This window comes from Novosphingobium lentum NBRC 107847 (assembly GCF_001590965.1).
In the GTDB taxonomy this organism is placed as follows: Bacteria; Pseudomonadota; Alphaproteobacteria; order Sphingomonadales; family Sphingomonadaceae; genus Novosphingobium; species Novosphingobium lentum.
Genome location: NZ_BCTW01000006.1, coordinates 93017 through 117104, shown reverse-complemented (window position 1 = coordinate 117104; position 24088 = coordinate 93017). Strand labels below are relative to the sequence as shown.

General features: G+C 67.4%; 22 protein-coding genes. 13 read left to right on the top strand and 9 right to left on the bottom strand.

The features are described 5' to 3' along the window. Window positions 1-8 precede the first annotated feature (8 nt). From ileS to NL2_RS06895, 5 genes are all read left to right on the top strand, one after another. Window positions 9-3122 carry an isoleucine--tRNA ligase gene (gene ileS, locus NL2_RS06915; protein ID WP_068073309.1) on the top strand — a complete coding sequence of 1038 codons (3114 nt, stop codon included), beginning with the start codon at window positions 9-11 and terminating at the stop codon, window positions 3120-3122. Then, the gene (lspA, locus tag NL2_RS06910; protein WP_068073307.1) at window positions 3119-3673 is read left to right on the top strand and encodes a signal peptidase II; all 555 of its coding nucleotides are present in this window, start codon (window positions 3119-3121) and stop codon (window positions 3671-3673) included. The genes ileS and lspA overlap by 4 nt, the downstream gene beginning before the upstream one ends. Next, window positions 3673-4089 (top strand): DUF3035 domain-containing protein, encoded by a 417-nt coding sequence (locus NL2_RS06905; protein WP_068073492.1) that lies wholly within the window; start codon window positions 3673-3675, stop codon window positions 4087-4089. Before lspA ends, NL2_RS06905 begins: the two co-directional genes overlap by 1 nt. Window positions 4090-4217: 128 nt before the next feature. Beyond that, window positions 4218-5459, top strand: coding sequence for a putative DNA modification/repair radical SAM protein (locus NL2_RS06900; protein WP_068073305.1), 1242 nt, complete (start codon window positions 4218-4220; stop codon window positions 5457-5459). Further along, window positions 5456-6877 (top strand): UdgX family uracil-DNA binding protein, encoded by a 1422-nt coding sequence (locus NL2_RS06895; protein WP_068073303.1) that lies wholly within the window; start codon window positions 5456-5458, stop codon window positions 6875-6877. Before NL2_RS06900 ends, NL2_RS06895 begins: the two co-directional genes overlap by 4 nt. Before the next feature lie 15 nt (window positions 6878-6892). Here NL2_RS06895 and NL2_RS06890 read toward each other — a convergent pair whose 3' ends face one another. Continuing rightward, window positions 6893-8221 (bottom strand): hemolysin family protein, encoded by a 1329-nt coding sequence (locus NL2_RS06890; protein WP_068073301.1) that lies wholly within the window; start codon window positions 8219-8221, stop codon window positions 6893-6895. Between the two features lie 172 nt (window positions 8222-8393). Between NL2_RS06890 and NL2_RS06885 the strand changes: the two genes are divergently transcribed. Next, window positions 8394-9086, top strand: coding sequence for a YiaD family glycine zipper/OmpA-like lipoprotein (locus tag NL2_RS06885; protein WP_068073299.1), 693 nt, complete (start codon window positions 8394-8396; stop codon window positions 9084-9086). Between the two features lie 121 nt (window positions 9087-9207). Continuing rightward, window positions 9208-10209 carry an aldo/keto reductase gene (locus NL2_RS06880; protein WP_068073297.1) on the top strand — a complete coding sequence of 334 codons (1002 nt, stop codon included), beginning with the start codon at window positions 9208-9210 and terminating at the stop codon, window positions 10207-10209. A gap of 136 nt (window positions 10210-10345) precedes the next feature. Here the strand turns inward: NL2_RS06880 and NL2_RS06875 are convergent, their stop codons facing one another. Next, window positions 10346-11122 carry a 3'(2'),5'-bisphosphate nucleotidase CysQ gene (locus NL2_RS06875; RefSeq protein WP_068073490.1) on the bottom strand — a complete coding sequence of 259 codons (777 nt, stop codon included), beginning with the start codon at window positions 11120-11122 and terminating at the stop codon, window positions 10346-10348. Between the two features lie 201 nt (window positions 11123-11323). On the opposite strand from NL2_RS06875, the gene sucC reads away from it, so the two are divergent. The 4 genes from sucC (at window position 11324) to NL2_RS06855 (ending at window position 15537) form a co-directional block, all read left to right on the top strand. Then, window positions 11324-12538 carry an ADP-forming succinate--CoA ligase subunit beta gene (gene sucC / locus NL2_RS06870; RefSeq protein WP_068073295.1) on the top strand — a complete coding sequence of 405 codons (1215 nt, stop codon included), beginning with the start codon at window positions 11324-11326 and terminating at the stop codon, window positions 12536-12538. 82 nt (window positions 12539-12620) lie between these two features. Continuing rightward, the gene (locus tag NL2_RS06865) at window positions 12621-13370 is read left to right on the top strand and encodes an electron transfer flavoprotein subunit beta/FixA family protein (RefSeq protein WP_068073293.1); all 750 of its coding nucleotides are present in this window, start codon (window positions 12621-12623) and stop codon (window positions 13368-13370) included. Further along, window positions 13367-14296, top strand: coding sequence for an electron transfer flavoprotein subunit alpha/FixB family protein (locus NL2_RS06860; RefSeq protein ID WP_068073291.1), 930 nt, complete (start codon window positions 13367-13369; stop codon window positions 14294-14296). Before NL2_RS06865 ends, NL2_RS06860 begins: the two co-directional genes overlap by 4 nt. Window positions 14297-14781: 485 nt before the next feature. Beyond that, entirely contained in the window at window positions 14782-15537 is a 756-nt protein-coding gene (locus tag NL2_RS06855; RefSeq protein ID WP_245647604.1) for an alpha/beta hydrolase, read from the top strand. 25 nt (window positions 15538-15562) lie between these two features. Here the strand turns inward: NL2_RS06855 and NL2_RS06850 are convergent, their stop codons facing one another. Further along, complete coding sequence (locus tag NL2_RS06850; protein WP_068073289.1) at window positions 15563-16030, bottom strand: GNAT family N-acetyltransferase; 468 nt, start codon at window positions 16028-16030, stop codon at window positions 15563-15565. An 89-nt stretch (window positions 16031-16119) separates the two neighbouring features. Between NL2_RS06850 and NL2_RS06845 the strand changes: the two genes are divergently transcribed. Together NL2_RS06845 and NL2_RS06840 are read left to right on the top strand one after the other, a co-directional pair. Beyond that, window positions 16120-17049, top strand: coding sequence for an isoaspartyl peptidase/L-asparaginase family protein (locus tag NL2_RS06845; protein ID WP_068073287.1), 930 nt, complete (start codon window positions 16120-16122; stop codon window positions 17047-17049). 126 nt (window positions 17050-17175) lie between these two features. Beyond that, window positions 17176-17625, top strand: coding sequence for a hypothetical protein (locus tag NL2_RS06840; RefSeq protein ID WP_068073285.1), 450 nt, complete (start codon window positions 17176-17178; stop codon window positions 17623-17625). Between the two features lie 43 nt (window positions 17626-17668). Here NL2_RS06840 and NL2_RS06835 read toward each other — a convergent pair whose 3' ends face one another. The 6 genes from NL2_RS06835 to NL2_RS06810 are packed head-to-tail and all read right to left on the bottom strand — an operon-like array spanning window position 17669 to window position 23995. Further along, entirely contained in the window at window positions 17669-18640 is a 972-nt protein-coding gene (locus tag NL2_RS06835) for an RDD family protein (protein WP_068073283.1), read from the bottom strand. After that, entirely contained in the window at window positions 18640-19737 is a 1098-nt protein-coding gene (locus NL2_RS06830) for a stage II sporulation protein M (protein WP_068073281.1), read from the bottom strand. Before NL2_RS06830 ends, NL2_RS06835 begins: the two co-directional genes overlap by 1 nt. Continuing rightward, window positions 19734-21056 carry a DUF58 domain-containing protein gene (locus tag NL2_RS06825; RefSeq protein WP_068073279.1) on the bottom strand — a complete coding sequence of 441 codons (1323 nt, stop codon included), beginning with the start codon at window positions 21054-21056 and terminating at the stop codon, window positions 19734-19736. Before NL2_RS06825 ends, NL2_RS06830 begins: the two co-directional genes overlap by 4 nt. Window positions 21057-21072: 16 nt before the next feature. After that, entirely contained in the window at window positions 21073-22029 is a 957-nt protein-coding gene (locus tag NL2_RS06820; RefSeq protein WP_068073277.1) for an AAA family ATPase, read from the bottom strand. Between the two features lie 47 nt (window positions 22030-22076). Continuing rightward, window positions 22077-23396, bottom strand: coding sequence for a hypothetical protein (locus NL2_RS06815; RefSeq protein ID WP_068073275.1), 1320 nt, complete (start codon window positions 23394-23396; stop codon window positions 22077-22079). After that, window positions 23393-23995 (bottom strand): hypothetical protein, encoded by a 603-nt coding sequence (locus tag NL2_RS06810; RefSeq protein WP_245647603.1) that lies wholly within the window; start codon window positions 23993-23995, stop codon window positions 23393-23395. The genes NL2_RS06815 and NL2_RS06810 overlap by 4 nt, the downstream gene beginning before the upstream one ends. Window positions 23996-24088: the final 93 nt, after the last annotated feature.

Sequence of the window (24088 nt, the reverse complement as noted above, 5' to 3'; positions counted from 1 at the left end):
GGGCGATCATGACCGAACAACGCGATTACCGCAGCACCGTATTCCTGCCGAAGACCGACTTCCCGATGAAGGCAGGCCTGCCGCAAAAGGAGCCGGGCATTCTCGCGTCGTGGCAGGCGCAGAACTTCTACGCCAGGCTGCGTGCCAACCGTGCGGGCCGCGAAAAATTCATCCTCCACGATGGCCCGCCCTATGCCAACGGCGACATGCACATCGGCCACGCGCTCAACCATATCCTGAAAGACATGGTGGTGCGCACGCAGACCCTGCTGGGCAAGGACGCGCCGTACGTGCCCGGATGGGACTGCCACGGGTTGCCGATCGAGTGGAAGGTCGAGGAGCAGTACCGCAAGAAGAAGCTGGACAAGGATCAGGTCGATCCGGTCGAGTTCCGCGCCGAATGCCGCGCCTATGCGCAAGGCTGGGTCGATACGCAGCGCGAACAGCTCAAGCGGCTGGGCATCAACGGCGACTGGGACCACCCGTACCTGACGATGGACTTCCAGGCCGAGGCGACGATCGTCGCCGAGCTGATGAAGTTCGCCGAAAGCGGCCAGCTCTATCGCGGTGCCAAGCCGGTGATGTGGTCGCCGGTGGAAAAAACCGCGCTGGCCGAGGCTGAGGTCGAGTACGAGGATATCGTTTCCACGCAGGTGGACGTGGCGTTCGAGATTGTTGAGTCGCCGATTGCCGAGCTGGTCGGCGCTTATGCGGTGATCTGGACGACGACGCCTTGGACGATCCCGGTGAATCAAGCGATCGCGTATGGGCCGGAGGTTAGCTACGTCGTGGTTCGGTTCGGCGGGAGAAGATATCTGGTCGCCGCCGAATTGCGCGATGCATTTTTGAAACGTGTAGGTGTCAGGTTCGAACCTGCAACGTCAGATGATATCGGTTTTGACGACTTGTCGGAGTTGATGTTCATTGCAAAAGGCTCCGATCTCGCCGGAACCGTCGCGCGTCATCCGATGGCCAACTATCTTCGTCGCCCCGTGCTTGACACGGGGCTTGGCTTTTCTTCCAGCGCCACGCCCGGACAAGACAGCCAAGGCCCGGATCAAGTCCGGGCCGACGGGCAGGTTGGTGATGAGGAATGGGCGCGGCGGGTCGCGTTTTTCGAGCGCCCCCGCCCGTTCCTCGCCGGCGATTTCGTCACCACGGACAGCGGCACTGGCCTCGTCCACATGGCGCCCGATCATGGAGAGGACGATTTTGCGCTCTGCAAGGCGCACGGCATCGAACCCGTGTTTGCGGTCGAAGCCGACGGCAAGTACCGCGCCGACTGGGCGTGGCTCGGCGGGCAGGGCTCGGTCATCAACCCCAAGTTCAACGCGCCCGACGGGCCGATCTGCACCGACTTGCGCGCGGCGGGCGGGCTGCTTGCCGCCAGTGCCGACTACAAGCACAGCTATCCGCATTCATGGCGCTCCAAGGCCAAAGTGATCTACCGCTGCACGCCGCAGTGGTTCGTGCCGATGGACAAGGATCTGCCGGCTTACGTTACGCCTGAAGACCTAGAAGGTGACGGTGCGGCTTATCACGCAGCGTTCCCCGCCAAGACTTTGCGTGAGCGCGCAATGGCCGCCATCGCCGCCACGCGCTTCGTGCCCGAAAAGGGCCGCAATCGCATCGGCTCGATGGTCGAAGGGCGACCCGACTGGGTGCTGTCGCGCCAGCGCGCGTGGGGCGTGCCGATCACGCTGTTCGTCAAAAAGGGCACCAACGCCTACCTTGCCGATCCGGCGGTAAACGCACGGATCGTCGCGGGCGTCCGCGCCGGCGGGGTCGATGCGTGGAGCGATGCGCGCGCGCAGGAATACCTGGGCGCGGATTACCTCGCCGATGATTACGAGCGCGTGAGCGATATTCTCGACGTGTGGTTCGATTCGGGTTGCACCCATGCGTTCGTGCTCGAATCCGGGCGCTGGCCCGAACTGCTCCGCCCCGAAGGCTGGACCGGCCCGCGTGCCGACCTGTACCTTGAAGGCAGCGACCAGCATCGCGGCTGGTTCCAGTCGAGCCTGCTTGAAGCCTGCGCCACGCGCGGCCATGCGCCGTACAAGGGCGTGCTGACCCACGGCTTCACCATGGATCAGAAGGGCATGAAAATGTCCAAGTCGCTGGGCAACACCATCAGCCCGATCGACCTGATGCGCGATTACGGCGCGGACATTTTGCGGCTGTGGGCGCTGTCGGTCGATTTCACCGAGGACCACCGCATCGGTAAGGAAATCCTGGCCGGGGTGGCCGACCAGTATCGCAAGCTGCGCAATTCGTTCCGCTATCTGCTGGGCGCGCTGGAAGGCTTCACCGATGCCGAGAAGCTGCCGGTGGACGAAATGCCCGAGCTGGAGCGGTACATGCTCGCGCTGCTGGGCAAGCTCGACGCCACGCTGAAGCAGGCGGTGCAGGACTACGATTTCAACACGTATGTCCGCGCGCTGACCGACTTCTGCAATGAAGACCTGTCGGCGTTCTTCTTCGATATCCGCAAGGACTCGCTTTATTGCGATGCGCCCACGGACCCGAAGCGCCGCGCCTACCGCACCGTGCTCGACACGCTGTTCCACGCGCTGGTCCGCTATGCCGCGCCGGTGCTGGTGTTCACCAGCGAAGAGGTGTGGGGCACGCGCTATCCCGATGGCGACAGCGTGCATCTGCTGGAGTGGCCCACCCTTCCCCGTCGGCCCGTGCTTGACACGGGCCTTGGCTTTTCTGCTGACGCGGCGCTGGAAGACAGCCAAGCCCCGGATCAAGTCCGGGGCGACGAGTTGGTGGAGAAGTGGAAGTCGATCCGAGTCATTCGCAATGGTGTGAACGAAGCGATCGAACCGCATCGGCGAGAAAAGATCCTCGGCACGAGCATGGAAGCGAATGTAATTGTACCGATGCACGTCGCTTACGAGGGTCAGTACGACGGAATCGATTGGGCAGAACTGTGCATCGCTGGCCGTGTGACACTGGTCGAGCCGCTAGGTGAGTTTAACGGACCCGTTACCGTCACCCGCACCGCCCACCACAAATGCGGCCGCTGCTGGCGCCATCTGCCCGAAGTGACCGAGGACGGCGCGCTGTGTTCACGTTGCGATCATGTTGTCGCCACCATGGATGCCGCGCCATGAGTGTCCTCACCCGCAACCGCCTGGGCGGCCTCGTCTTCGCAGCGGCCGTGTTCGGCGTCGATCGCCTGGTGAAATGGGCGCTGACCGGGCCGCTGCTGTTGCAGGACAAGGGCCTGATCCCGCTGCTGCCGTTCTTCGATCTGCGCTGGACCGAAAACTACGGCGTCTCGCTCGGCCTGTTCACCGCCACCTCGGCTGCTTCGAAGTACGGGCTGGTCGCGATGACCTCGGCCATCGCCATCGGCGTGCTGATCTGGCTGCTGCGCGAAAAGGCGCGGGGCGATATCACCGCGCTGGCGCTGGTGCTGGGCGGCGCGCTGGGCAACATCTGGGATCGCCTGTCGCGCGGCTATGTCGTCGATTACGCCGACCTGCACTTCGGCGATTTCCGCCCGTTCCTGATCTTCAACATCGCCGATGCCGCGATCACCGTGGGCGTGCTGATACTGCTTGCCCGGTCGGTGCTTCTGCGCGAAAAGCCCGCCAAATCGGGTGAAGCCCATTCGGGTGATGCGTCGCTTGCCGATGCGCCCGCCACGGAGAATGCATGATGCGTAAAGCCGCCACGATTTGCCTTCTGACCACGGCTGCCGGACTGCTGTCCGCCTGTGGCGCGGGCGGCTCGCTGTTCAACCGTTCGCGCCCCGATGAATTCGCCGTGTCGCGCCAGGCACCACTGGTGGTGCCGCCCGACTTCTCGCTGACCCCGCCCAACCCCGGCGCGCCGCGCCCGCAGGACAGCGACGCCAGCAAGCAGGCGATGGACGCGCTGTTTGGTGGCCCGGCTCCGCGCAGCGCGGTCGAAGCCGATGTCGGCAGCCGGGCCGGCACCGCCTCGCCCGGTATCCGCAGCGCGGTCGGCGATCCGCAGACCAACACCGTGGCCAAGGGCGCGGTGACCCGCGACATCCTCTCGGCCCCGCAGGGCGACGGCCGCGAAGCGCAGGCCAGCGTTCCCCCCAAGTAAGTTGCGCCGGGGTCCGGCAGGCGCGTTCAGGCCGCCGGTCCTCGCCCGACACCGCGATGCACTCCAACGGCGAGCGCCGCCGCGCCTTGGTGCTTGCGCAAACGAGTTATAGAACATATCAAGAACTTATGGCGCAACCAGGCATTCTCGAACGGCTGGAGATTCTGGCCGACGCGGCGAAATACGATGCCTCGTGCGCCTCGTCTGGCACGCAGAAGCGTGACAGCCGGGGCGGGCGCGGCGTGGGCTCGACCGAGGGCATGGGCATCTGCCACGCCTATGCGCCCGATGGCCGCTGCATCTCGCTGCTCAAGCTGCTGCTGACCAACCACTGCATCTTCGATTGCCATTACTGCGTGAATCGCAAAAGCTCCAACGTGCGGCGGGCGGGGTTCACACCGCAGGAAGTGGTCGACCTGACGCTGTCGTTCTACAAGCGCAACTATATCGAGGGATTGTTCCTCTCGTCGGGCATCGTGCGGTCGTCCAACCACACGATGGAGCAGCTGATCGAGGTTGCGCGCACGTTGCGCGAGACGCACGATTTTCGCGGCTACATCCACCTCAAGACCATTCCCGAGGCCGATCCGGACCTCGTCGCGCAAGCCGGGCTGTGGGCCGATCGCGTGTCGATCAACGTCGAACTGCCAACCGAGGCGGGGCTGCTGCGGCTGGCGCCGGACAAGGACGCGGGCCGGATCGAGGGCACGATGGGCAACCTGTCCGCCGCGATCGTCGATGCCAAGGATGCGCGCAAGCATTACCGCAAGGCGCCGCGATTCGCGCCCGCCGGCCAGTCCACCCAGATGATCGTCGGGGCCGATGGCGCCAGCGACGCGCAGATCGTGGGCAAGGCGAGCACGCTGTACGACCGGTTCGGCCTGCGCCGCGTCTATTATTCCGCGTTCAGCCCGATCCCCGATGCCAGCGCGGTGCTGCCGCTGAAGCGCCCGCCGCTGCTGCGCGAACACCGCCTGTACCAGTCGGACTGGCTGATCCGGTTCTATGGCTTCGCCCCGCTGGAGGTGCAGCAGGCGACCAGCGCGGACGGGATGCTGCCGCTCGATATCGATCCCAAGCTGGCCTGGGCGCTGAAGTTTCGCGAGAATTTCCCGGTCGATCTCAACCGCGCCCCGCGCGAGGCGCTGCTGCGTGTGCCGGGGCTGGGGACCAAGGCGGTCAAGGCGCTGCTGGCGGCGCGGCGCCATCGCACGCTGCGGCTGGAAGACGTGGCGCGCGTCACGGTTTCGCTCAAGAAGCTGCGCCCGTTCATCGTCACCGTCGATTGGCGCCCGACCCTGTTGACCGATCGCAGCGACTTGCGCGCGGGGCTGGCGGCGCCACCCCGGCAGCTGGAGCTGTTCGGGTGATCGCCGCGACGCTGGCCGAACCCGATGATTTCGAGGGCTGGCGCGAACTGGCGCGCGGTCTTGTCGGGCGCGGGTGTGCGCCGGACGACGTGGCGTGGTCGGATGCCGGAGAGGGCACCGGCGATCTGTTCGGGGTGGCGGATACTGAAGGTCGACCGGTGGTGTCCATGCGCCCGGTGCGGGCCTCGCGCGGTTTCCTCGATCTTGCGCGCAGCGTGATTCTGCACCGCGATCCGCAACGGCTGGCCCTGCTGTATCGCGTGCTGTGGCGGCTGCAGCGCCAACCGCATTTGCTTGACGATGCCGCTGATCGCGATGTGCTGGCGCTGCACGGGCTGGCGCGGCAGGTGCGGCGCGACATTCACAAGATGCGCGCGTTCGTGCGGTTTCGCTCGGCGCAGGATTGCGATGGCAGCGAGCGGATGATCGCCTGGTTCGAGCCCGATCACCGGATCGAGCGCGCCAACGCCGATTTCTTCGTGCGCCGTTTCGCCAATGAGCGCTGGTCGATCCTGACCCCCCGGCTGTCGCTGCACTGGGATGGGGCGGGGCTGTTCGAAAGTCCTCCCGCCAATCGTTCCGACCTGCCGAGCGACGATCTGACCGAGGAACTGTGGCTCGCCTACTATCGTTCGATCTTCAACCCGGCGCGGCTGAAGGTAGGGGCGATGCTCAAGGAAATGCCGCGCAAGTACTGGAAGAACCTGCCCGAGGCGAGCATGATCGCCCAACTGGTCGCCGGGGCGCAGCAGCGCGAGGCGGCCATGATCGATACCGGCAAGACCTTGTTCGACGAGCCCGTTCCGGGGTCGCTGGCCGAGATCGGCAAGGCCGTCAGCGGCTGCACCCGCTGCGCGATCGGCTGCAACGGCACCCGCGCGGTGATGGGCGAGGGACCTCCCCAGGCGCGGCTGATGATCGTGGGCGAACAGCCGGGCGATTCCGAGGAAATCGCAGGGCGTCCGTTCGTCGGTCCGGCGGGCCAGTTGCTCGATCGGCATCTGCGCGAGGCGGGGATCGACCGCGACGCCGCCTACGTCACCAACGCGGTCAAGCATTTCAAATACGAACCGCGCGGCAAGCGGCGGCTGCACCAGACGCCGACCGCGGGCGAAATCGACATCTGCCGCTGGTGGCTCGACGGCGAGCGCGCGATCGTCGCGCCCCGGGTGATCCTGGCACTCGGGGCCAGCGCGGCGCGCGGGCTGCTCGGGCGAACGCCTGCGATCGGGCGCGAGCGCGGGCGGGCGATCCCGCAGCCCGATGGCACGCAGCTGTGGATCACGGTCCATCCCAGCTATCTGCTGCGGCTGGACGGTGACGCGCAAGCCCGCGAGGAACGCCGTTTTGCGGAGGATCTGGCGGGGCTGGCGGCGTTGCTGGACGTGGCGGTGTCTGGACGTAGCGGCGTAATGTGAAACCGGGTCGCGCTTCTACCCGTCGGCTTCCACCGCGTCGGGCAGCCTTTTGGCGGTGCGCCCCACCAGCAGCTTGTCGATCTTGCGCCCGTCCATGTCGACGATCTCGAACCGCCAGCCCTGATCGGTGAAGTGTTCGCCCTCGTGCGGCAGCCGCTTGAGCACCGACAGCGCGAAGCCCGCTGCGGTGGCGAAATCGCGGTCGTCGGGCAGATCGATCACCAGGCGATCGGCTAGCGCATCGGCGGGCAGCGCGCCCGCGATCAGCAGCGAGCCATCCTCGCGCTCCACCACCATCGGCTGGTCGCCGTCGTCCTGGTGCGACACGAAATTGCCGACGATCGCGGACAGCAGGTCGGCGGGCGTCACCAGCCCTTCAAGGTGGCCGTATTCGTCGTGGACCAGCGCCATCGCGATGTCGGCCTGCTGCAACACGCGCAGCGCATCCATCGCATCGAGCTGATCGGGCACGATCGCCGGCTTTTTCATCAGGCGCGCCAGTTGCACGCGCTGCCCGCGCAGCAGCACGTCGAGCACGTCGCGCACCTTGACCACGCCGACGATGTTGTCGACCGACCCGTCCGCGACCAGCAGCAGGCTGTGCGGGCTGTCGGCGATCGCGGTGCGCAAGTCGTCCTCGCTGGCGCCGCGATCGATCCAGTGCAGTTCGGTGCGCGGGGTGATGACCTCGCGCACCGGGCGTTCGGCCAGTCGCATGATCCCGGTCATGATCGCGCGTTCGTCTTCCTCGATCACGCCCGATCGCGTGGCGTCGGCGAAGATCATCTGCAGTTCCTCAGCGGTCACCTGATGCTCGCCCGGGTGCGAAATGCGCAGCAGGCGCAGCAGCACGTTGGACGACCGGTCGAGCAGCCACACCAGCGGCGCGGTCATCCGCGCCAGCAGCGCCATCGGCCGCGCCGCGATCAATGCGATCGGTTCCGCCGCGCGCAGCGCCAGCTGCTTGGGCACCAGTTCGCCCACGACAAGGCTGAAATAGGTGGTCACCGCGATCACCAGCACGAACCCGGCCTCGGGTGCCCAGCGCGCCGGAACACCCATCGCGGCCAGCCGCTCGCCCATCGGCCCGCCCAGACTCGACCCCGAAAACGCGCCGGCGATGATGCCGACCAGGGTGATCCCGCTTTGCACGGTGGACAGGAACTTGCCCGGGTTGGCCGCCAGTTTCAGCGCGGTGGTCGCCGCGCCGCTGCCGCCTTCGGCCGCCACCCGCAGCCGCGCCGGGCGCGCCGAAACGATCGCCAGTTCGGACATGGCGAAAAGACCGTTGAGCAGGATGAGACCTGCGATGATGAAGACGTCTGGCCAGGGAAAGGGGGACACGCGCGATCCGCTAGCAGAAAAACGCGGGCGAGCGAAGTCCCTGAACGTGGCGTTACGGAGCGTCGGGTGGGAACTGAACCTCAAGACTGGACGTTTGCATCGCGTTCTGAAACACCACGGTAGCCTGTTGGTCGCAGGGCTGGTCGCACAACAAAAACCGAAAGGACGTCCCATGAAAATTCGCCGCATCCTCACCGCCAGTCTGGCGGCCGTCTCGCTGATCAGCCTGTCGGCCTGCGTCACCGATCCCAACACCGGAGAGCGCAAGGTGTCGCGCACCGCCATCGGCGGCGTCGGCGGCGTGATCGCCGGCGGATTGCTGGGCGGACTGATCGGCGGTGGCACCGGCCGTATCATCGGCGCCGGCATCGGCGGCGTCGCGGGCGCTGCCGTGGGCTACCAGAAGGACAAGCAGATCAAGGAACTGCGCGAGAGCACTGCCGGCAGCGGGGTCGATGTCTCGACCACCGACAACGGCGCGGCGATCCTGGTCAACCTGCCCGACGGCGTGACCTTCTCCACCGACAGCAGCGAGATCAACCCCACCTTCCGCGCTACGCTGGACAAGCTGGTCGCCTCGATGAACCAGTACCCCGACAGCCTGATCGACGTGTACGGACACACCGATTCGACCGGTTCGGACACTTACAACCAGGCGCTGTCGGAACGGCGCGCTCAGGCCGTGGCCAATTACCTGACCTCGCACGGGGTCAACCCGGCGCGCATCCGCAGCCAAGGCTTCGGCGAAACGCAACCGGTCGCGTCCAACGCCACCGAAGAAGGTCGCTCGCGCAATCGCCGGGTCGAGATCAAGATCGTGCCGGTGACGCAGGACGATGTGGCCCGGGCGCGCAACGGAGGCTGATCGCGGCTGTGGGGGCCGGAAGTATTCCACCCGGCCCTCCAATTCTCTGAAAATGCTGCCAGCCGGGTTGACGATAAGTCGGCCCGGCTGGCATCGCGCGTTGCCAAAGGAGCTATCGCCGATGCCCAACACCACCCGCACGCTCGCCGGGCGCCAGGTCAAGCCGATCGGCTTTGGCTGCATGTCGTTGAGCTGGGGCTACGGCACCCGCCCGTCCGACGCCGAGAGCGCGCGCGTGCTCGAACGCGCGGTGGAGCTGGGCTACGACCATCTCGACACCGCGCGGATCTATGGGCTGGGCCACAACGAAACGCTGATCGGCAACACGCTGAAGCGCCATCGCGACAAGTTCCTGCTGGCATCCAAGACCGGCATCATCGTCGATGGTGACAAGCGCCGGATCGATTGCCGTCCCGAAACGATCCGGACCGCGCTCGAAACCTCGCTGCAGCTGCTGCAGACCGACCACATCGACCTCTATTACCTTCACCGCCGCGACTTCACCGTGCCGATCGAGGACTCGGTCGGGGCGCTTGGCGATCTGGTTAGGGAGGGCAAGATCGGCGCGATCGGGCTGTCGGAGATGTCGGCGGACACGCTGCGCAAGGCCGCTGCGGTCCATCCGATCGCCGCGATGCAGACCGAATATTCGCCGATGACGCGCAATCCCGAAATCGCGGTGCTCGATGCCTGCCGCGACGTGGGCACCACGTTCGTGTCGTTCTCGCCGGTCGGGCGCGGGCTGCTGGCCGACCCGGCGCTCGACATGGCGGCGTTGCCCGCCGGCGATTTGCGGCACGGCATGCCGCGCTTCGTGGGCGACAACCTCGCCGCCAACCAGGCGCTGGTCGCCGCGTTTGCCGGCATCGCCAAGCAGGCGGGCGTGACCCCCGCGCAACTGGCGCTGGCGTGGGTGCTCGCTCGGGCGCCGCATGTGGTGACGATCCCCGGAACCAGCCGGATCGATCACCTGGAGGAAAACTTCGCGCGGTGGGAGTGGGTGATTCCCGCCGATGTCTCGGCTGCGGTCGATGGGCTGATCAACGAGCAGACCGTCGCAGGTGGGCGCTATGCCGAAGCGATGCAGCGCACGATTGATACGGAGCAATTCGAGGATGCTTGATGTGCCGTTTCAGCGCGGCTGAAACGTAGGCGGCACCGGCCGGTGCCGTGCGAGGGGACAGCTTGCTGGCCCCGATCAACGCACAAAAACGGGAGCAGGCCGTTTCCGCAACCAGCCGTCAGGCTGGGCAAACGAATCACGACAGCCGCGCCGCCCGTTCGGCCAGCCGGGCGATCGCCGCCTCGTGGATCGCGGGCGCGGTGACCAGCACGCCGAACGCGCGCGGGTCGCGTTTGTTGAAGGCGAGCGGCTGGCCGAACGCGTCGCTGACGGTCGCGCCGGCCTCGCGCGCGATCAGCGTGGCGGCGGCGACATCCCATTCGAAGCCCCAGCGCAGCGTCGCCAGCAGGTCGGCCTCGTCCGCGCCGACCATCGCGATGCGCAGCGCGATCGAATTGGGCTTGTCGACGGTGATCAGGTCGGCATCGACTTTGGCCAGCATGTCGGCCGGCACGCGTGCGCCGGCCAGTTGGGTGCGCTGGCTGGACGTCACCGGCTGGCCGTTGCGCGATGCGCCTTGGCCCGCGATCGCCATCCAGTATTCGCCGCGCGCGGGCGCATCGAGCACGCCGATCAGCGGGCGCCCCGCGCTGACCAGCGCCACCGACACGCAAAATCCGGGGCGGCCGCGAATGTAGTCGCGCGTGCCGTCGATCGGATCGACCAGCCAGCACAGTTCGCCGTCCAGCCGCCGGGCATCGTCGGCGGTTTCTTCCGACAGCCAACCCGCTGAGGGCAACAGCGCGTTGAGTTCGCGCTTGAGGAACGCATCGACCGCCAGATCGGCCTCGCACACCGGGCTGTCGGGTTCCTTTTCCCACACCTTCAGCGCGTGGCCGTGGCCGGGCCAGCGCGACATCGCGATGCGGCCTGCTTCGCGGACGATCTGTTCAAGGCGCGGATGGTCGATCATGGCGTGCACCAAGCCCTGTCGCAGTTGCCGGTCCGGCGCAAGTGCGTCGTCGCCGGGCGGCTCGGGCCCGCGTGCTGCCGCATCGCCCCGGCGACCTATGACTTAAGCAAGCGATTAAGCCCCTTTTCAAGCACCGGTCGCTGTGCTTTAGGCGGCCCACTCCAGAGGCGCGGACGCCTCGTGCCACTGCGGGGATTTTCCATGAACGTGCATGAATATCAGGCCAAGGAACTGCTGGCGAAGTTCGGCATCGGCATTCCGGCAGGCTACGCCGCGCTGACCGTCGAGGAAGCCGTCGAGGGCGCGAAGAAGCTCCCCGGGCCGCTGTACGTGGTCAAGGCGCAGATCCATGCGGGCGGTCGCGGCAAGGGCAAGTTCAAGGAACTGGGCGCCGATGCCAAGGGCGGCGTGCGGCTGGCCAAGTCGATCGACGAGGTCGCGGCCAACGCCAAGGACATGCTGGGCAACACCCTGGTGACGATCCAGACCGGCGACGCGGGCAAGCAGGTCAATCGCCTGTACATCACCGATGGCGTTGATATCGCCAAGGAATACTACCTGGCGCTGCTGGTCGATCGCGCATCGGGCCGCGTCGCGATGGTCGTCTCGACCGAAGGCGGCATGGACATCGAGGACGTCGCGCATTCGACGCCCGAAAAGATCACCACCATCACCATCGACCCGGCGCAGGGCTTCATGCCGCACCACGGCCGCGCGGTGGCCTATGCGCTGAAGCTTGAGGGCGACCTCAACAAGCAGGCGCAGAAAGTGTCGAAGCAGTTGTACGACGCGTTCATGGCGCTCGACTGCGCGATGCTCGAAATCAACCCGCTGGTCGAAAGCAAGGCCGATTCTTCTGGGGCCGCCCAGCTGCTCGTGCTCGACGCCAAGATGAGCTTCGATTCGAACGCGCTGTACCGCCACCCCGATGTGCTCGCGCTGCGTGACGAGACCGAGGAAGATCCTGCCGAAGTCGAAGCTTCCAAGTACGACCTCGCCTACATCAAGCTCGACGGCAACATTGGCTGCATGGTCAACGGCGCCGGGCTCGCCATGGCGACGATGGACATCATCAAGCTGAACGGCGCGTTCCCCGCCAACTTCCTCGACGTGGGCGGCGGCGCGACCAAGGAAAAGGTCACCGAGGCGTTCAAGATCATCCTGTCCGATCCGGCGGTGAAGGGCATCCTGGTCAACATCTTCGGCGGCATCATGAAGTGCGACATCATCGCCGACGGCATCGTCGCGGCGGCCAAGGAAGTGAACCTTTCGGTGCCGCTGGTGGTTCGTCTGGAAGGCACCAACGTCGAGAAGGGCAAGGACATCCTCGCCAACTCGGGCCTGCCGATCGTCGCCGCCAATGACCTGGGCGATGCCGCCCGCAAGATCGTTGCCGAAGTGAAGAAGGCTGCCTGACCTGAGGGCGCGCCGGGGCTTGCCTTGGCGCGCCATTATGAGGTAGCGGACTATCAACAAGTTTACGAATTAGGAGAGCGCAATGAAGGCCCTGGTCTGCGTCAAGCGCGTGATCGACTATAACGTGAAGCCGCGCGTCAAGGCGGACGGCACGGGCGTCGATCTCGCCAACGTCAAGATGAGCATGAACCCGTTCGACGAGATCGCGGTCGAGGAAGCCATCCGCCTGAAGGAAAAAGGCGTGGTGACCGAGATCATCGCGGTGTCGGTCGGCCCGCAAAAGGCGCAGGAAACGCTGCGCACCGCGCTGGCGATGGGCGCCGATCGCGCGATCCTGGTGCTCAACGACGATGACGTGGAGCCGCTCGCGGTCGCCAAGATCATCAAGGCCATCGCGGATGAGGAACAGCCCGGGCTGATCATCACCGGCAAGCAGGCGATCGACGATGACAGCAACCAGGTCGGCCAGATGGTCGCCGCGCTGCTCGGCCGTCCGCAGGGCACGTTCGCCAACGAGATCACCGTCGAAGGCGATTCGGTCGTGGTGAAGCGTGAAATCGATGGCGGCCTGGAAACGGTGAAGCTGGCGCTGCCCGCGATCGTGACCACCGATCTTCGCCTGAACGAGCCGCGCTACGCCTCGCTGCCCAACATCATGAAGGCCAAGAACAAGCCGATGGCGCAGAAAACCCCGGCCGATTACGGGGTGGACACCACGCCGCGGCTGAAGACGCTGAAAGTCGGCGAACCGCCGGTGCGCGTTGCCGGGATCAAGGTCGCCGATGTCGATGCGCTGGTCGCCAAGCTCAAGGAAATGGGAGTCGTCTCGTGAACACGCTGATCTGGGTCGAACACGACAACGCTTCGGTCAAGGACGCCACGCTGGCCGTGGTCACCGCTGCCGCCAAGCTGGGCAGCGTCACCGCGCTGGTCGCCGGATCGGGTTGTGACGGGGCCGCCACCGCCGCCGCGCAGATCGAAGGCGTGTCCAAGGTGCTGAAAGCCGATGACGCCGCCTACGCCAACGCGCTGGCCGAAAACGTCGCGCCGCTCGTCGCCGGGCTGATGGCCAATTACGATGCGTTCCTGACGCCGTCGACCACCACCGGCAAGAACATCGCGCCGCGCGTTGCCGCGCTGCTCGATGTGATGCAGGTGTCGGACATCCTCTCGGTTGAAGGCCCCAAGACCTTCACCCGCCCGATCTACGCCGGCAACGCCATCGCCACGGTCGAATCGAGCGACGCCAAGCTGGTCATCACCGTGCGCGGCACCGCGTTCGCCAAGGCCAATGCCACCGGTGGCTCGGCTCCGGTCGAAGCGGTTGCGGGCGCGGGCGATTCGGGCACGTCGAGCTTCGTCGGCTCGGAAATCGCCAAGTCGGAACGCCCCGAACTGACCAGCGCCAAGATCATCGTCTCGGGCGGTCGCGCGCTCAAGGATGCAGACACGTTCCAGCAGGTCATCATCCCGCTGGCCGACAAGCTCGGCGCAGGCGTCGGCGCCAGCCGCGCGGCGGTCGATGCGGGCTATGTGCCCAACGACTATCAGGTCGGCCAGACCGGCAAGATCGTCGCTCCGGAAGTCTACATCGCCATCGGCATCTCGGGCGCAATCCAGCACCTTGCCGGCATGAAGGACTCCAAGACGATCATCGCGATCAACAAGGACGAGGACGCCCCGATCTTCCAGGTCGCGGACATCGGCCTCGTCGGCGACCTGTTCACGCTGGTCCCGGAACTGACCGGCAAGCTGTAACGGCTACCGGTTCACGCCGCTTCGAAAAGCCCCGCTTCGGCGGGGCTTTTTTGTGGGCGCACCTATTGGTCCGAAATGTCGGACAAGGATGGCAGGACGGTTTGCAAGGGCTGCGCTGTTCGGTTGGGGAGGCGACTTGCCTCTCTACGGCAAAGCCTCCATCTTCGCCCTGCGGTCGGCGCTTGAGCGATCGGCGGGGAGGTGGCGAGGCAACGATGACGGTCCGGGATAGCCTTGGTTTGGCCTGTGCCGTCGGCTTGCTGGTTGCAACCAGCGCGGCGGCTTCCACGAACCATCAGCCGGGTTCCCTGAGTGCGCACGAACCGGGCAGATCCGCCATCTGGGAGCCATCGGCCGGGCACAGTCAGGTGCCGATCTGGCCCGGCGCCGCACCCGATGCGCTTCGGGCTGTCGCGCCGGAGACCGTGGGACCGCCACTGAGGCGGGACTGGTGGCCAAGGGCCAACAACGTCAGCCGTCCGACCATGACGATCTACGCACCATCTGGCCAAAATACCGGCGCAGCTGCGGTGGTATTTCCCGGCGGAGGCTACCAGTTCCTGGCGATGGATCTGGAAGGAACCGAAGTTTGCGACTGGCTGACCTCGCGAGGGATCACCTGTATCCTGCTCAAATATCGGGTGCCCGATTCGGGTCCGACCTGGAAGGACGGGTATCGCTATTACCCCCAAGTTCCGACCGCCTTGCAGGACGCGCAACGCACGCTCGGCCTGATCCGCGCGCGAGCTGCGGAATATCATATTGATACCGACAAAATCGGCGTGGTCGGATTTTCGGCCGGTGGGCATCTTGCCGCAGCGCTCAGCACCAGCTTCGCCAAGCGGGCTTATGGCGCCATCGATGCAGCCGACGCGGTGAGCTGTCGGCCGGACTTTGCCATCATTGTCTATCCCGGCCACTTGTGGGTGCACGAGGATGAGGACGAGGGCCTCCGCGATGCGTCGGACCTGAAACTGCGTCCTGACATCCACGTCGGGCCCGAAACGCCACCGACCTTTCTGCTCCATGCCGAAGATGACAAAGTGGACAGCGTCCAGCAATCGCTCACTTACTATTTGGCTCTTAAGCAAGCGGGGGTTGGCGCAGAATTGCACATCTATTCACAAGGAGGGCATGCCTTCGGCGTCCGGCCGACGCGATTGCCCATTGGCCAATGGCCCGGGCTGGCCGAGCAGTGGCTGAAGAGCATCGGGATGCTTCGCTCTCCGCAAACCCGCTGACGGCGTCCAATTTGGGCGGGCGAGGCTACAGCCTCAGCGTCAGATACACGCTGAAATCGTCCGGCACATAGTCCGCGAACGGGCCGCAGTCGGTGAAGCCGTGTTTGCGGTAGAGGCCGAGCGCGGGTTCGAACGCCTCGCCGCGTCCGGTTTCAAGACTCAGCCGGGTGTAACCGCGCAGCCTTGCCTCGGCGATCAGGTGGAGCAACACCGCCTCGCCTACGCCCTTGCCGCGAAAGGCCGGGGCGGCGCGCATCGATTTGAGTTCGCCGTGGGTTGCGTCTAGCTGCTTGATCGCGCCGCATCCGGCGAGGTCTGCGCCCATCCATGCGGCATAGAACGTCACTCCCGGCTCGCGCAGCTTTTCGGCGGGGAGGGCGTGGACCGAGCACGCGGGCGAATAGCGGTGCATTTCGGCCAAGTGGAACGCGATCAGCGCGGTGATCGCCTTGCCCGAGGCATCGTCTTCCACGATCCGCAATCCGTCGCTCATTCTGTCCCCGCAGTGTCCGTCAGTGTGGTGAAAATGGTTTCATCTGCTATCAGCCGTCCCAACCTAGCACGCCAACAGGAGCGATGAAAATGACCGAACCCCGCTGGAGCCTGGCCATCCACGGCGGCGCCGGATCGATGGTGCCCGGCTCGCTCAGCCCCGAACAGGAAGCGCAGACGCTGGCCGCGCTGGGCCGCGCGCTCGACGCCGGGATCGCGGTGCTCGGCGCCGATGGCGCGGCGCTGGATGCGGTCGAGGCGGCGGTGCGCGTGCTGGAGGATGATCCCCACTTCAACGCCGGGCGCGGCGCGGTGTTCACGTATCACGGCACCAACGAGCTCGATGCGGCGATCATGGACGGGGCCACCCGCGCGGCGGGCGCGGTCGCGGGGGTGACGCACACGCGCAGCCCGGTCGAGCTGGCGCGCGCGGTGATGGAGCACAGCCCGCATGTGTTCCTCAGCGGCGCCGGGGCCGAGGAGTTCGCGCGCGAGCAGCAGATCGAGCAGGTCGATCCCGACTGGTTCGCCACGCCCGAACGCTGGCGCCAGTTGCAGGAGCTGAAGGCGAAGAAGCTCGGCTGGTTCGATGTCGATCTGAAATACGGCACGGTGGGCGCGGTGGCGCGCGATGCGGCGGGGCATGTTGCCGCCGCAACCTCCACCGGCGGGCTCACCGGCAAGCGCTGGGGCCGGATCGGCGATTCGCCGGTGATCGGCGCGGGCACGTATGCCGATGATCGCAGCGGCGCGGTTTCGGCCACCGGTGCGGGCGAATTCTTCATCCGCGAAGGCGTGGCGCATGAAATCTGCGCGCGGATGCGGCTGGCGGGCGAGGGGGTGCAGCAGGCCGCCGACACCGTGATCGGCGACGTCGGTGCGCTGGGTGGCGATGGCGGGGTGATCGTGGTCGGCGCGGATGGCACCACAGCGTTTTCGTTCAATACGTCAGGACTTTATCGCGGCCGCGCGGACAACATGGGCTTGCGCGAGATCGGAATTTACACCTCTGTCAGTTGAGTTATTGACTCCGTTTCGGCGGAAGCGCAGCACCGCACGGCGCGGGTGCCGAGTTCAACGGGTCGGCCGACTCCCGAGCGTACTGTGGGCGGCGATGGTGTTCGCCCCGGTCAGGGGAGTCTGTTCATGAAATCCATTCGTCTCGCGGCTTTTGCCGCCGCTGCCGCGCTGTCGTTCTCAATGCCGATGGCCGCCCATGCGCAAGCCGATCCGTTCATCGGCGGCGAATATGTCGAAGTGACCGGGGTCAAGCTCGATGACGGGCATTACCTGGATTACGCTACGTTCCTGTCGGGCTTCTACAAAGCGCAGGAAGAATACGCGGTGAGCCAGGGCTGGGAAACATCGTGGGAAGTGCTGTCCAATGTTCACCCGCGCAAGGGTGAGCCCGACCTCTACCTGATCCGCCGCTACAAGAACATGGTCGACGGCGTGGAAGGCGATCGTCGCGCGAAGATGATGAGCGATCACGTCAAGATGACCGATGCGCAGATGCAGGCGGCCTCGGGCGACCGGGCCAAGTTCCGCCACATCGAAAGTTCGATGCTGCTGCAGGTGATGACGCTGCGCAAGTAATCGGGGCGCAAATAAGACACCGCATGCGACGCGGGAGGGGCGTTCAGCCTTCTCCCGCGTTCTTGCCCGAACCCGTGTGCTTGCCCGAACCGGCATATTTGTCCGCCTTGCGCTGCCCGAAGCGCATGCCGCGTTCCAGCCGGGCGCGCAGCTGGGTGTAATAGGCATCGAGAAACGCGCGCTCGTCGCCCTGGCCAACGTCCCAGCCGATCTTGCGGCAGATCGTCGCCGCCACCTCGCGCATCGCCTCGGGCCGGTTTTCGCGCAGCACCTGTTCCAGCACCTGCAGTTCGTATTCGCCGTAGGCCGCCAGTTCCGGCTCGCCGAAGCGATAGGTGGTGCCGGTCTGCACGCTGGCCCCGGCTGAGGCCGGCGCAACCGACATCGCCTGTTCCAGCTTGCGCCGGGGCGCCTCGACCACCCACGTGCCGGCGATGATGTCGCCGCAGCGCAACCGGTCGCGGTTGAAGCACGGAAACAGCACGAAGACTGCGACCCATGCCAACCCGGCCCAACCGGCCAGCGCCATGTCGCCACCTTGCGAGGCGGACGACAGGAACAGCACCGGCATGAACAGCTCGATGTCGCGGATGATGTTGCGCGCGATCACCGCCTCGGTGGTCAGCCGTCCGCCGTCGCGCGCGGCCACGCGGATGCCCGCCGCGCGCTTGCCCGGGGTGGCGCCGCGCGGGCCCAGCTCGAAGAACAGGAAATAGGCATTGCGATAGAGGAACAGCGCGATGATCCAGCAGATCGCCAGAAACTGCAGGGCATGGCCGGTGGCGCTGTTGGCGGCGGCCTTGTCGAGCGAGACGCCGACGCCGCCCGCGATCCACAGCAGCGCCAGCGTGGTCGCGATCATCGAGGCGACGATGATCACCAGATCGAGCAGCAGCGCGCCCGCCCGGCTGCCGCGCGTGGCCAGCGTCAGCGCCAGCGTGATGCCCTCGGGCGTCACCAGCAGGCGGCGGCGATCGTCGGTGGCGGGACCGCGGCGGAGCGGGCGGGTGGCCATCAGCCGCTGCCCGTGGCGCTGGAGCGGCCACGCCGCCAGGTGAACAGGTAGGCGATCCAGAACACCAGCATGAAGCCGCCCACCGCCAGCCGCCCGCCGGTGTTGTTTATCAGCTGGCGCGCGAACGATTCGAGCAGCGCGGCCACCACCAGCATCAGCACCACGCCGGTCATCACCACCGCCGCGCGGCGTCCGGCGGCGGCAGCGGACTGGAGCAGCGAGGCCTCGCCGGGGAACGCCATCGACCGCCCGATATGGATGCCCGCCGCGCCCGCCAGCAGGATCGCGAACAGCTCGGTCGTGCCGTGCACCGCCAGCCAGCCGATCAGGTCGGGCAGCAGGCCCTGCCCGTTGTACAGCCACAGCAGCGCACCCAGCGTCGCGGTGTTCTGCACCAGCAGCATCAGCGAGGGCAGCCCGAACGCGAACCCCAGCGCGAACGCCATGATCGAGACTTGCGCGTTGTTGCTGAACAGGAACGCGGCGAACACGCTCAGCCCGTCCTCGTCCTGGTTGCCGAACAGCGTCTTTTGCAGCACCGCGCGGGTCGCGCCGGGCACGCGTTCATCGGCCAGCCCGCCGGGGACGAGCGAATAGTACCAGTTGGGGTCCGAGGACACGAGCACCCAGCCGACCACGGTGCCCGCCACCATCGTCGCCAGCGCGATCAGGATGTCGGGCCAGATCCCGCGCACCGCCGCACCCCAGCCACCGCCCAGAAAGCCGCGCAGCCAGCTCCACAACGAAGCGCGCGGGCCATAAACCTGGAACCACGCGCGCTGAGTCAGCGATTCGAGATAGGCGAGCGTTGCCCGGTCGAGCGAGTTGTCGCGCGCGATCGCCAGGCTCGACGCGGCGGTGCGGTACAGCGCGGGCAGCGCCAGCACATCGTCGTCGGTGATGCGGCGCAGACGGCCCCGCTCGATCGCGGTGACGATCCGGTCGAGCCGCTTCCACTCGCCCTCGCGCTCCAGCCGGAAGCGGTCGGAGCGCAGCGCGGCGGCTTCGGCGGCGACCGCCTGTTCGGGCGCCCCGGTGAACCAGCCGCCGACGCGCGATGACACGCGCTGCGAGAACGAGGGCGATGCATCTGTCATCCGATCCGGCCCTCGCGTTTGACTGCCAGATAAGCATCGAGCAGCCGGTTGCCGATCGCCTCGTGCGGGGCCTCGACGATGCGCACGCCCAGCCGCCGCAGCCGCGTGAGCACAAGCGCGCGCTGGTGCAGCAGCGTGTTGGCGGTCACCGCCTCGGCCACGGCCTGCAGCGTGCCGGCCGGCTGGTTCACGAGCCCTGCCAGCTCGGCATCGGCCATCACCACGAACAGCACGAGATGGCGTTCGACCAGCCGGCCGAGGTTCTCGATCATCAGTTCGGCGCTGGTCGGATCGGTGAGATCGGAAAACAGCACCACCAGCGAGCGGCGCTGCAGCCGGGTGGCCAGCGTGGACAGCGCCAGCGTGAAGTTGGGCTCCTCGGCCTTGTAGTCCAGCCCGGCGGCGGCGGATTGCAGGCGGTGGAACTCGCGGCTGCCCATCACGAACGGCGTCGCCAGTTCGGGCCGCGCGGCAAACCCGAACAGCGCCACGCGGTCACCCGCCTTCAGCGCGACATAGGCGGTGGTCAGCGCGGCGGACACCGCGCGATCGATGCGCGGCAGGCTATCGACCGGCTCGCACATCGCCTGCCCGCAATCGAACGCGAACACGATCTGGTTGTTGCGCTCGGTCTCGTACTCCTTGGCATAAAGCCTGGAATGGCGGGCCGAGCTTTTCCAGTCGATCCGGCGGCGGTCCATGCCAGGTTCGTAGTCGGCCAGCGCCTCGAACTCCGCGCCCGCGCCACGGATGCGCCGGGCGATCAGGCCGAACTGGGCATCGCGCAGGAAGATCTGCAGCGCCGGGCTGCGCACGGCGGCGATGTTCGGCCATATCCGCACCGCCTGCTCCACCGGGCGGCGTGCCTGCCGCCATGCCAGCCCGAGCGGACCGGCCCAGCGCAGCCACACGCTGTCGATCGTGCCGGTCCCGCGCCGCACCGGGGTGACCGTGGCAGTGCCGGAAAACGCGCCGTCGCCGGGCGCCAGCGGCACGATCAGCCGCCCGCCGGGGTGCAGCCGGGGGTCGAGCCCGATCGCGGCTTCCACCCCACGCGGCGCCCGGCCAAGGTCGGCCAGCACGGTCAACGGCACGTCCGCGCCGATTTCGGCATCGCGCGGCGCCACCACCCGCAGGTCGTGCAGCGATCCCGCGCACGCCGCGTCGAGCACCACCAGCAACAACAGCGCGCCGCCCAATGCGGGCGCGGCGATCCACGCCGCCGGCGCGACCGCCGCCAGCACCAGCGCCGCCGGCGCCGCGAACGCGATCAGCAGCGCGGCGCGGGTGGTGGGATAGAAGGCGGGCAGGCGGTTCATGGCAGGTTTGCAGCGCTCAGCGCGGCGCTTCGGTGCGCTGCACCAGCTCGGCGACGATCGCCTCGGCCTGCTTGCCCTCGATCTCGGCGGCGGGGCTCAGCAGCAGGCGGTGGCGCAGCACCGCAAACGCGAGCGCCTTCACATCGTCGGGGATCACGTAATCGCGGCCTTCCAGCGCGGCGCGGGCGCGCGCGGCATTGGCCAGCAGCACGGCGGCGCGCGGGCTGGCGCCCGACGCAAGGTCGACCGTCTCGCGTGTGGCGCGCACCAGCCGCACGACGTAATCGACCACCGAATCGGCCAGCGTGATGCGCTTGATCGCGGCGGCGGCGGCACCGATCCGCGCGCCATCGGCCACCGGCGCGATGCCGAACTCATGCGGCTTGGGCGCGCCGGTGCGCGTCCCGAACCGCGCGACGATGCGCGCCTCTTCCTCAAGGCTGGGGTAGGCCACCAGCAGCTTGAACAGGAACCGGTCGAGCTGCGCCTCGGGCAGCGGATAGACGCCCTGGCTCTCGATCGGGTTCTGCGTCGCCACCACCATGAACCGGTCGGACAATGTGTGGACCGCGCCGTCCAGCGTGATGCGCCGCTCCTGCATCGCCTCCAGCAGCGCGGCCTGCGTCTTGGGCGGGGTGCGGTTGATCTCGTCGGCCAGCAGCAGCTCGCGGAAGATCGGACCGCGCGTCAGCGTGAACTGGCTGGTCTGGAAGTTGAACAGGTTGGATCCCAGGATGTCGCCCGGCATCAGGTCGGGGGTGAACTGGATCCGCCCGAAATCGAGGTTCAGCGCGGCGGCAAAGCACTGCGCCAGAAACGTCTTGGCGGTGCCCGGCGGCCCTTCGAGCAGCACATGCCCGCCCGCGAACAGCGCGATCAGCAAGTGATCGACGGTCTCGGCCTGCCCGACCACTGCCTTGGCCACTTCGCCGCGAATCGCTTGGGCCAGCGCGCCGACGTCGGCCAGGGTCATGGTGTCGGGTGTTGGGGATGCCATCGCGGCTCCCGATTCGGTCTCGCTCACGTCAGGGCCCTCTCGATGGACTGGACCACGGCCGCGCGTCGCGCGACATCGTGGGGTTTGTGGGCGGCGCGCAGTTGCGCGGCGGCCTGGGAAAACGGCGCGATGGCAATCGCGCGGCGCTGTTGCGCACTGTCGATCGCGGCCTCGGTCTCGGCCACGGACACACCGCGCGGCAGGCCCAGCGCGGCGGCAATGCGGTCTCGCGCGGCATCGGCGTAGGGCGCGGCGACGAGATGCACGCGGCCCGTCCGGCGGATGAACCCGGCGCTGTTGGCGACCAGCGCGGTCTTGCCCATGGCGATCGCGCGCGTGGCTGCGCGCGGCGGACCGAAGCGATTGAACGCGCGCCACGCGATGGCCACGCCCGCCAGCAGCAGGCAGATCGTCGCGGCCAGGAACGGCGGGCGGAACGCCAGCGTAAGCAGGTTGGGGCTGCCGCCGAACCCGTCCAGCGTGAGGTCGAACGACACCGGCTGGCTGCGCGTGCCCGCCGCCGCCAGCATCAGCTCGCGCGCCATCAGCGCGGTGTGTTCGTCGGCCATGCCCCAGTTGTCGATCAGGTCGGGCTCGAACACGAACACCACCGGGTAGATGCGCGTGTCGTCGCCCCCGATCCTGCCCGAGACTCCGGCGAAGCGTTCGAGATCGGGGTATGATCCGGCGTCGGCCACGTAGGCGGCCAGAATGCGGCCGTCGCCCGCGGTCACCAGCGGGACGAGGTGGCGCCCCTCGCCCGACAGCACGCGGCCCTCGTCGGGCAGGCGGCCGCGCTGGCCGATCGCCTGCCACCCGCCTGCTTTGGGCGCATTGCCGTCTGCCAGTTTGACCATGACATCGTCATGGAAGCCCGGCCATTCGGGCGCGGCCGCGCCGGCCAGCTGGACCCAGCCCTTCTTCGCCGCCGCGTCGCGCGTGGGCAGCGCGATCCACTTGGGCGTCACCACCAGCGTCGGCCCTGCATAGCGCCGCTGGCTGACGATGCGGTCGATCGCCTTGCCATCGGCGCCGGGCGGCGGGGTGAGCACCAGCAGGCCGACATTGGCCAGCTGGTCCTTGGCGCGCACGCGGTTGACCTCCAGCCCGTCGGCCTCGAGCAGCGCGGCGATTCCGGCAAACCCGTTGAGCCCCTTGCCGCCGACATGACCGCCGCCATCGTTGGCATTGCCGCCGCTGTTGTTGCCCAGGAACCACAGCAGCGCGATGAACGCCACCGCGCCGACCAGCAGCAGGCCCAGCACGGTCGCGCGCGAAAACCCGGCGTTGTCCGCCGCAGCGGTTGCGCTTGGGGCGATGGGTGCGGGCGCCGCGCCGGTCATGACGCGGCCCGCAAGTCCGCCAGCGCGAAATCGGCATAAGCGTCCCGCGCGCGCTGCCAGTCGGCTTGCGCCAGGCTGGCCTGCGCGAAGCGGCTGCGTTCGACCTCGCGCGCGATCGTGGCGAAGGCGTGGCGCGCGCGTTGCGGCAGCGCGCGGATCGCGCCGATCTCGCGCGCGGTGCTCGACGGGGCGAGCCATTCGGGCCGCGCGGCGGCGATGTGGCCGACGCTGCGCTGGAGCAGCAAGTGCGCCGCCTCGGCAAAGTGCCCGGCAGCGGCGAGCCGGTCGGCATCCTCGAGCAGCGCCAGCGCGGTATCGCGGCCGGGGGTCCATTCGGGTTCGGTCAGGCGCGGCCGCGACCGGCGATTGCGCCACAGCGGTAGCGCCACGCTCCACCCGATCCAGGCGAGGCCGAGCACGGCCAGCGCGATCAGCACGGTCTGCAGCCCCGGCGCCCGCAGCGCGAACAGGTCGTGCAACACGCGGCCAACGGGTGCGAGCAGGCGACCCAGGAATCGTCCGATGGCCAGCAGCCATTCGGGCACGTGCGGGGGGACGACCGGCTTGGGCACGATCGGCGCGAACTGGATGTCGCCCATTGCGCGCATTTCGCGCCAGGCGGGAGAACCCGCCGCTGCGCCCTGCGCTCCAGCAATTGCGCCCGATGTGGCCGTCACGGTCGCACCGTCGCA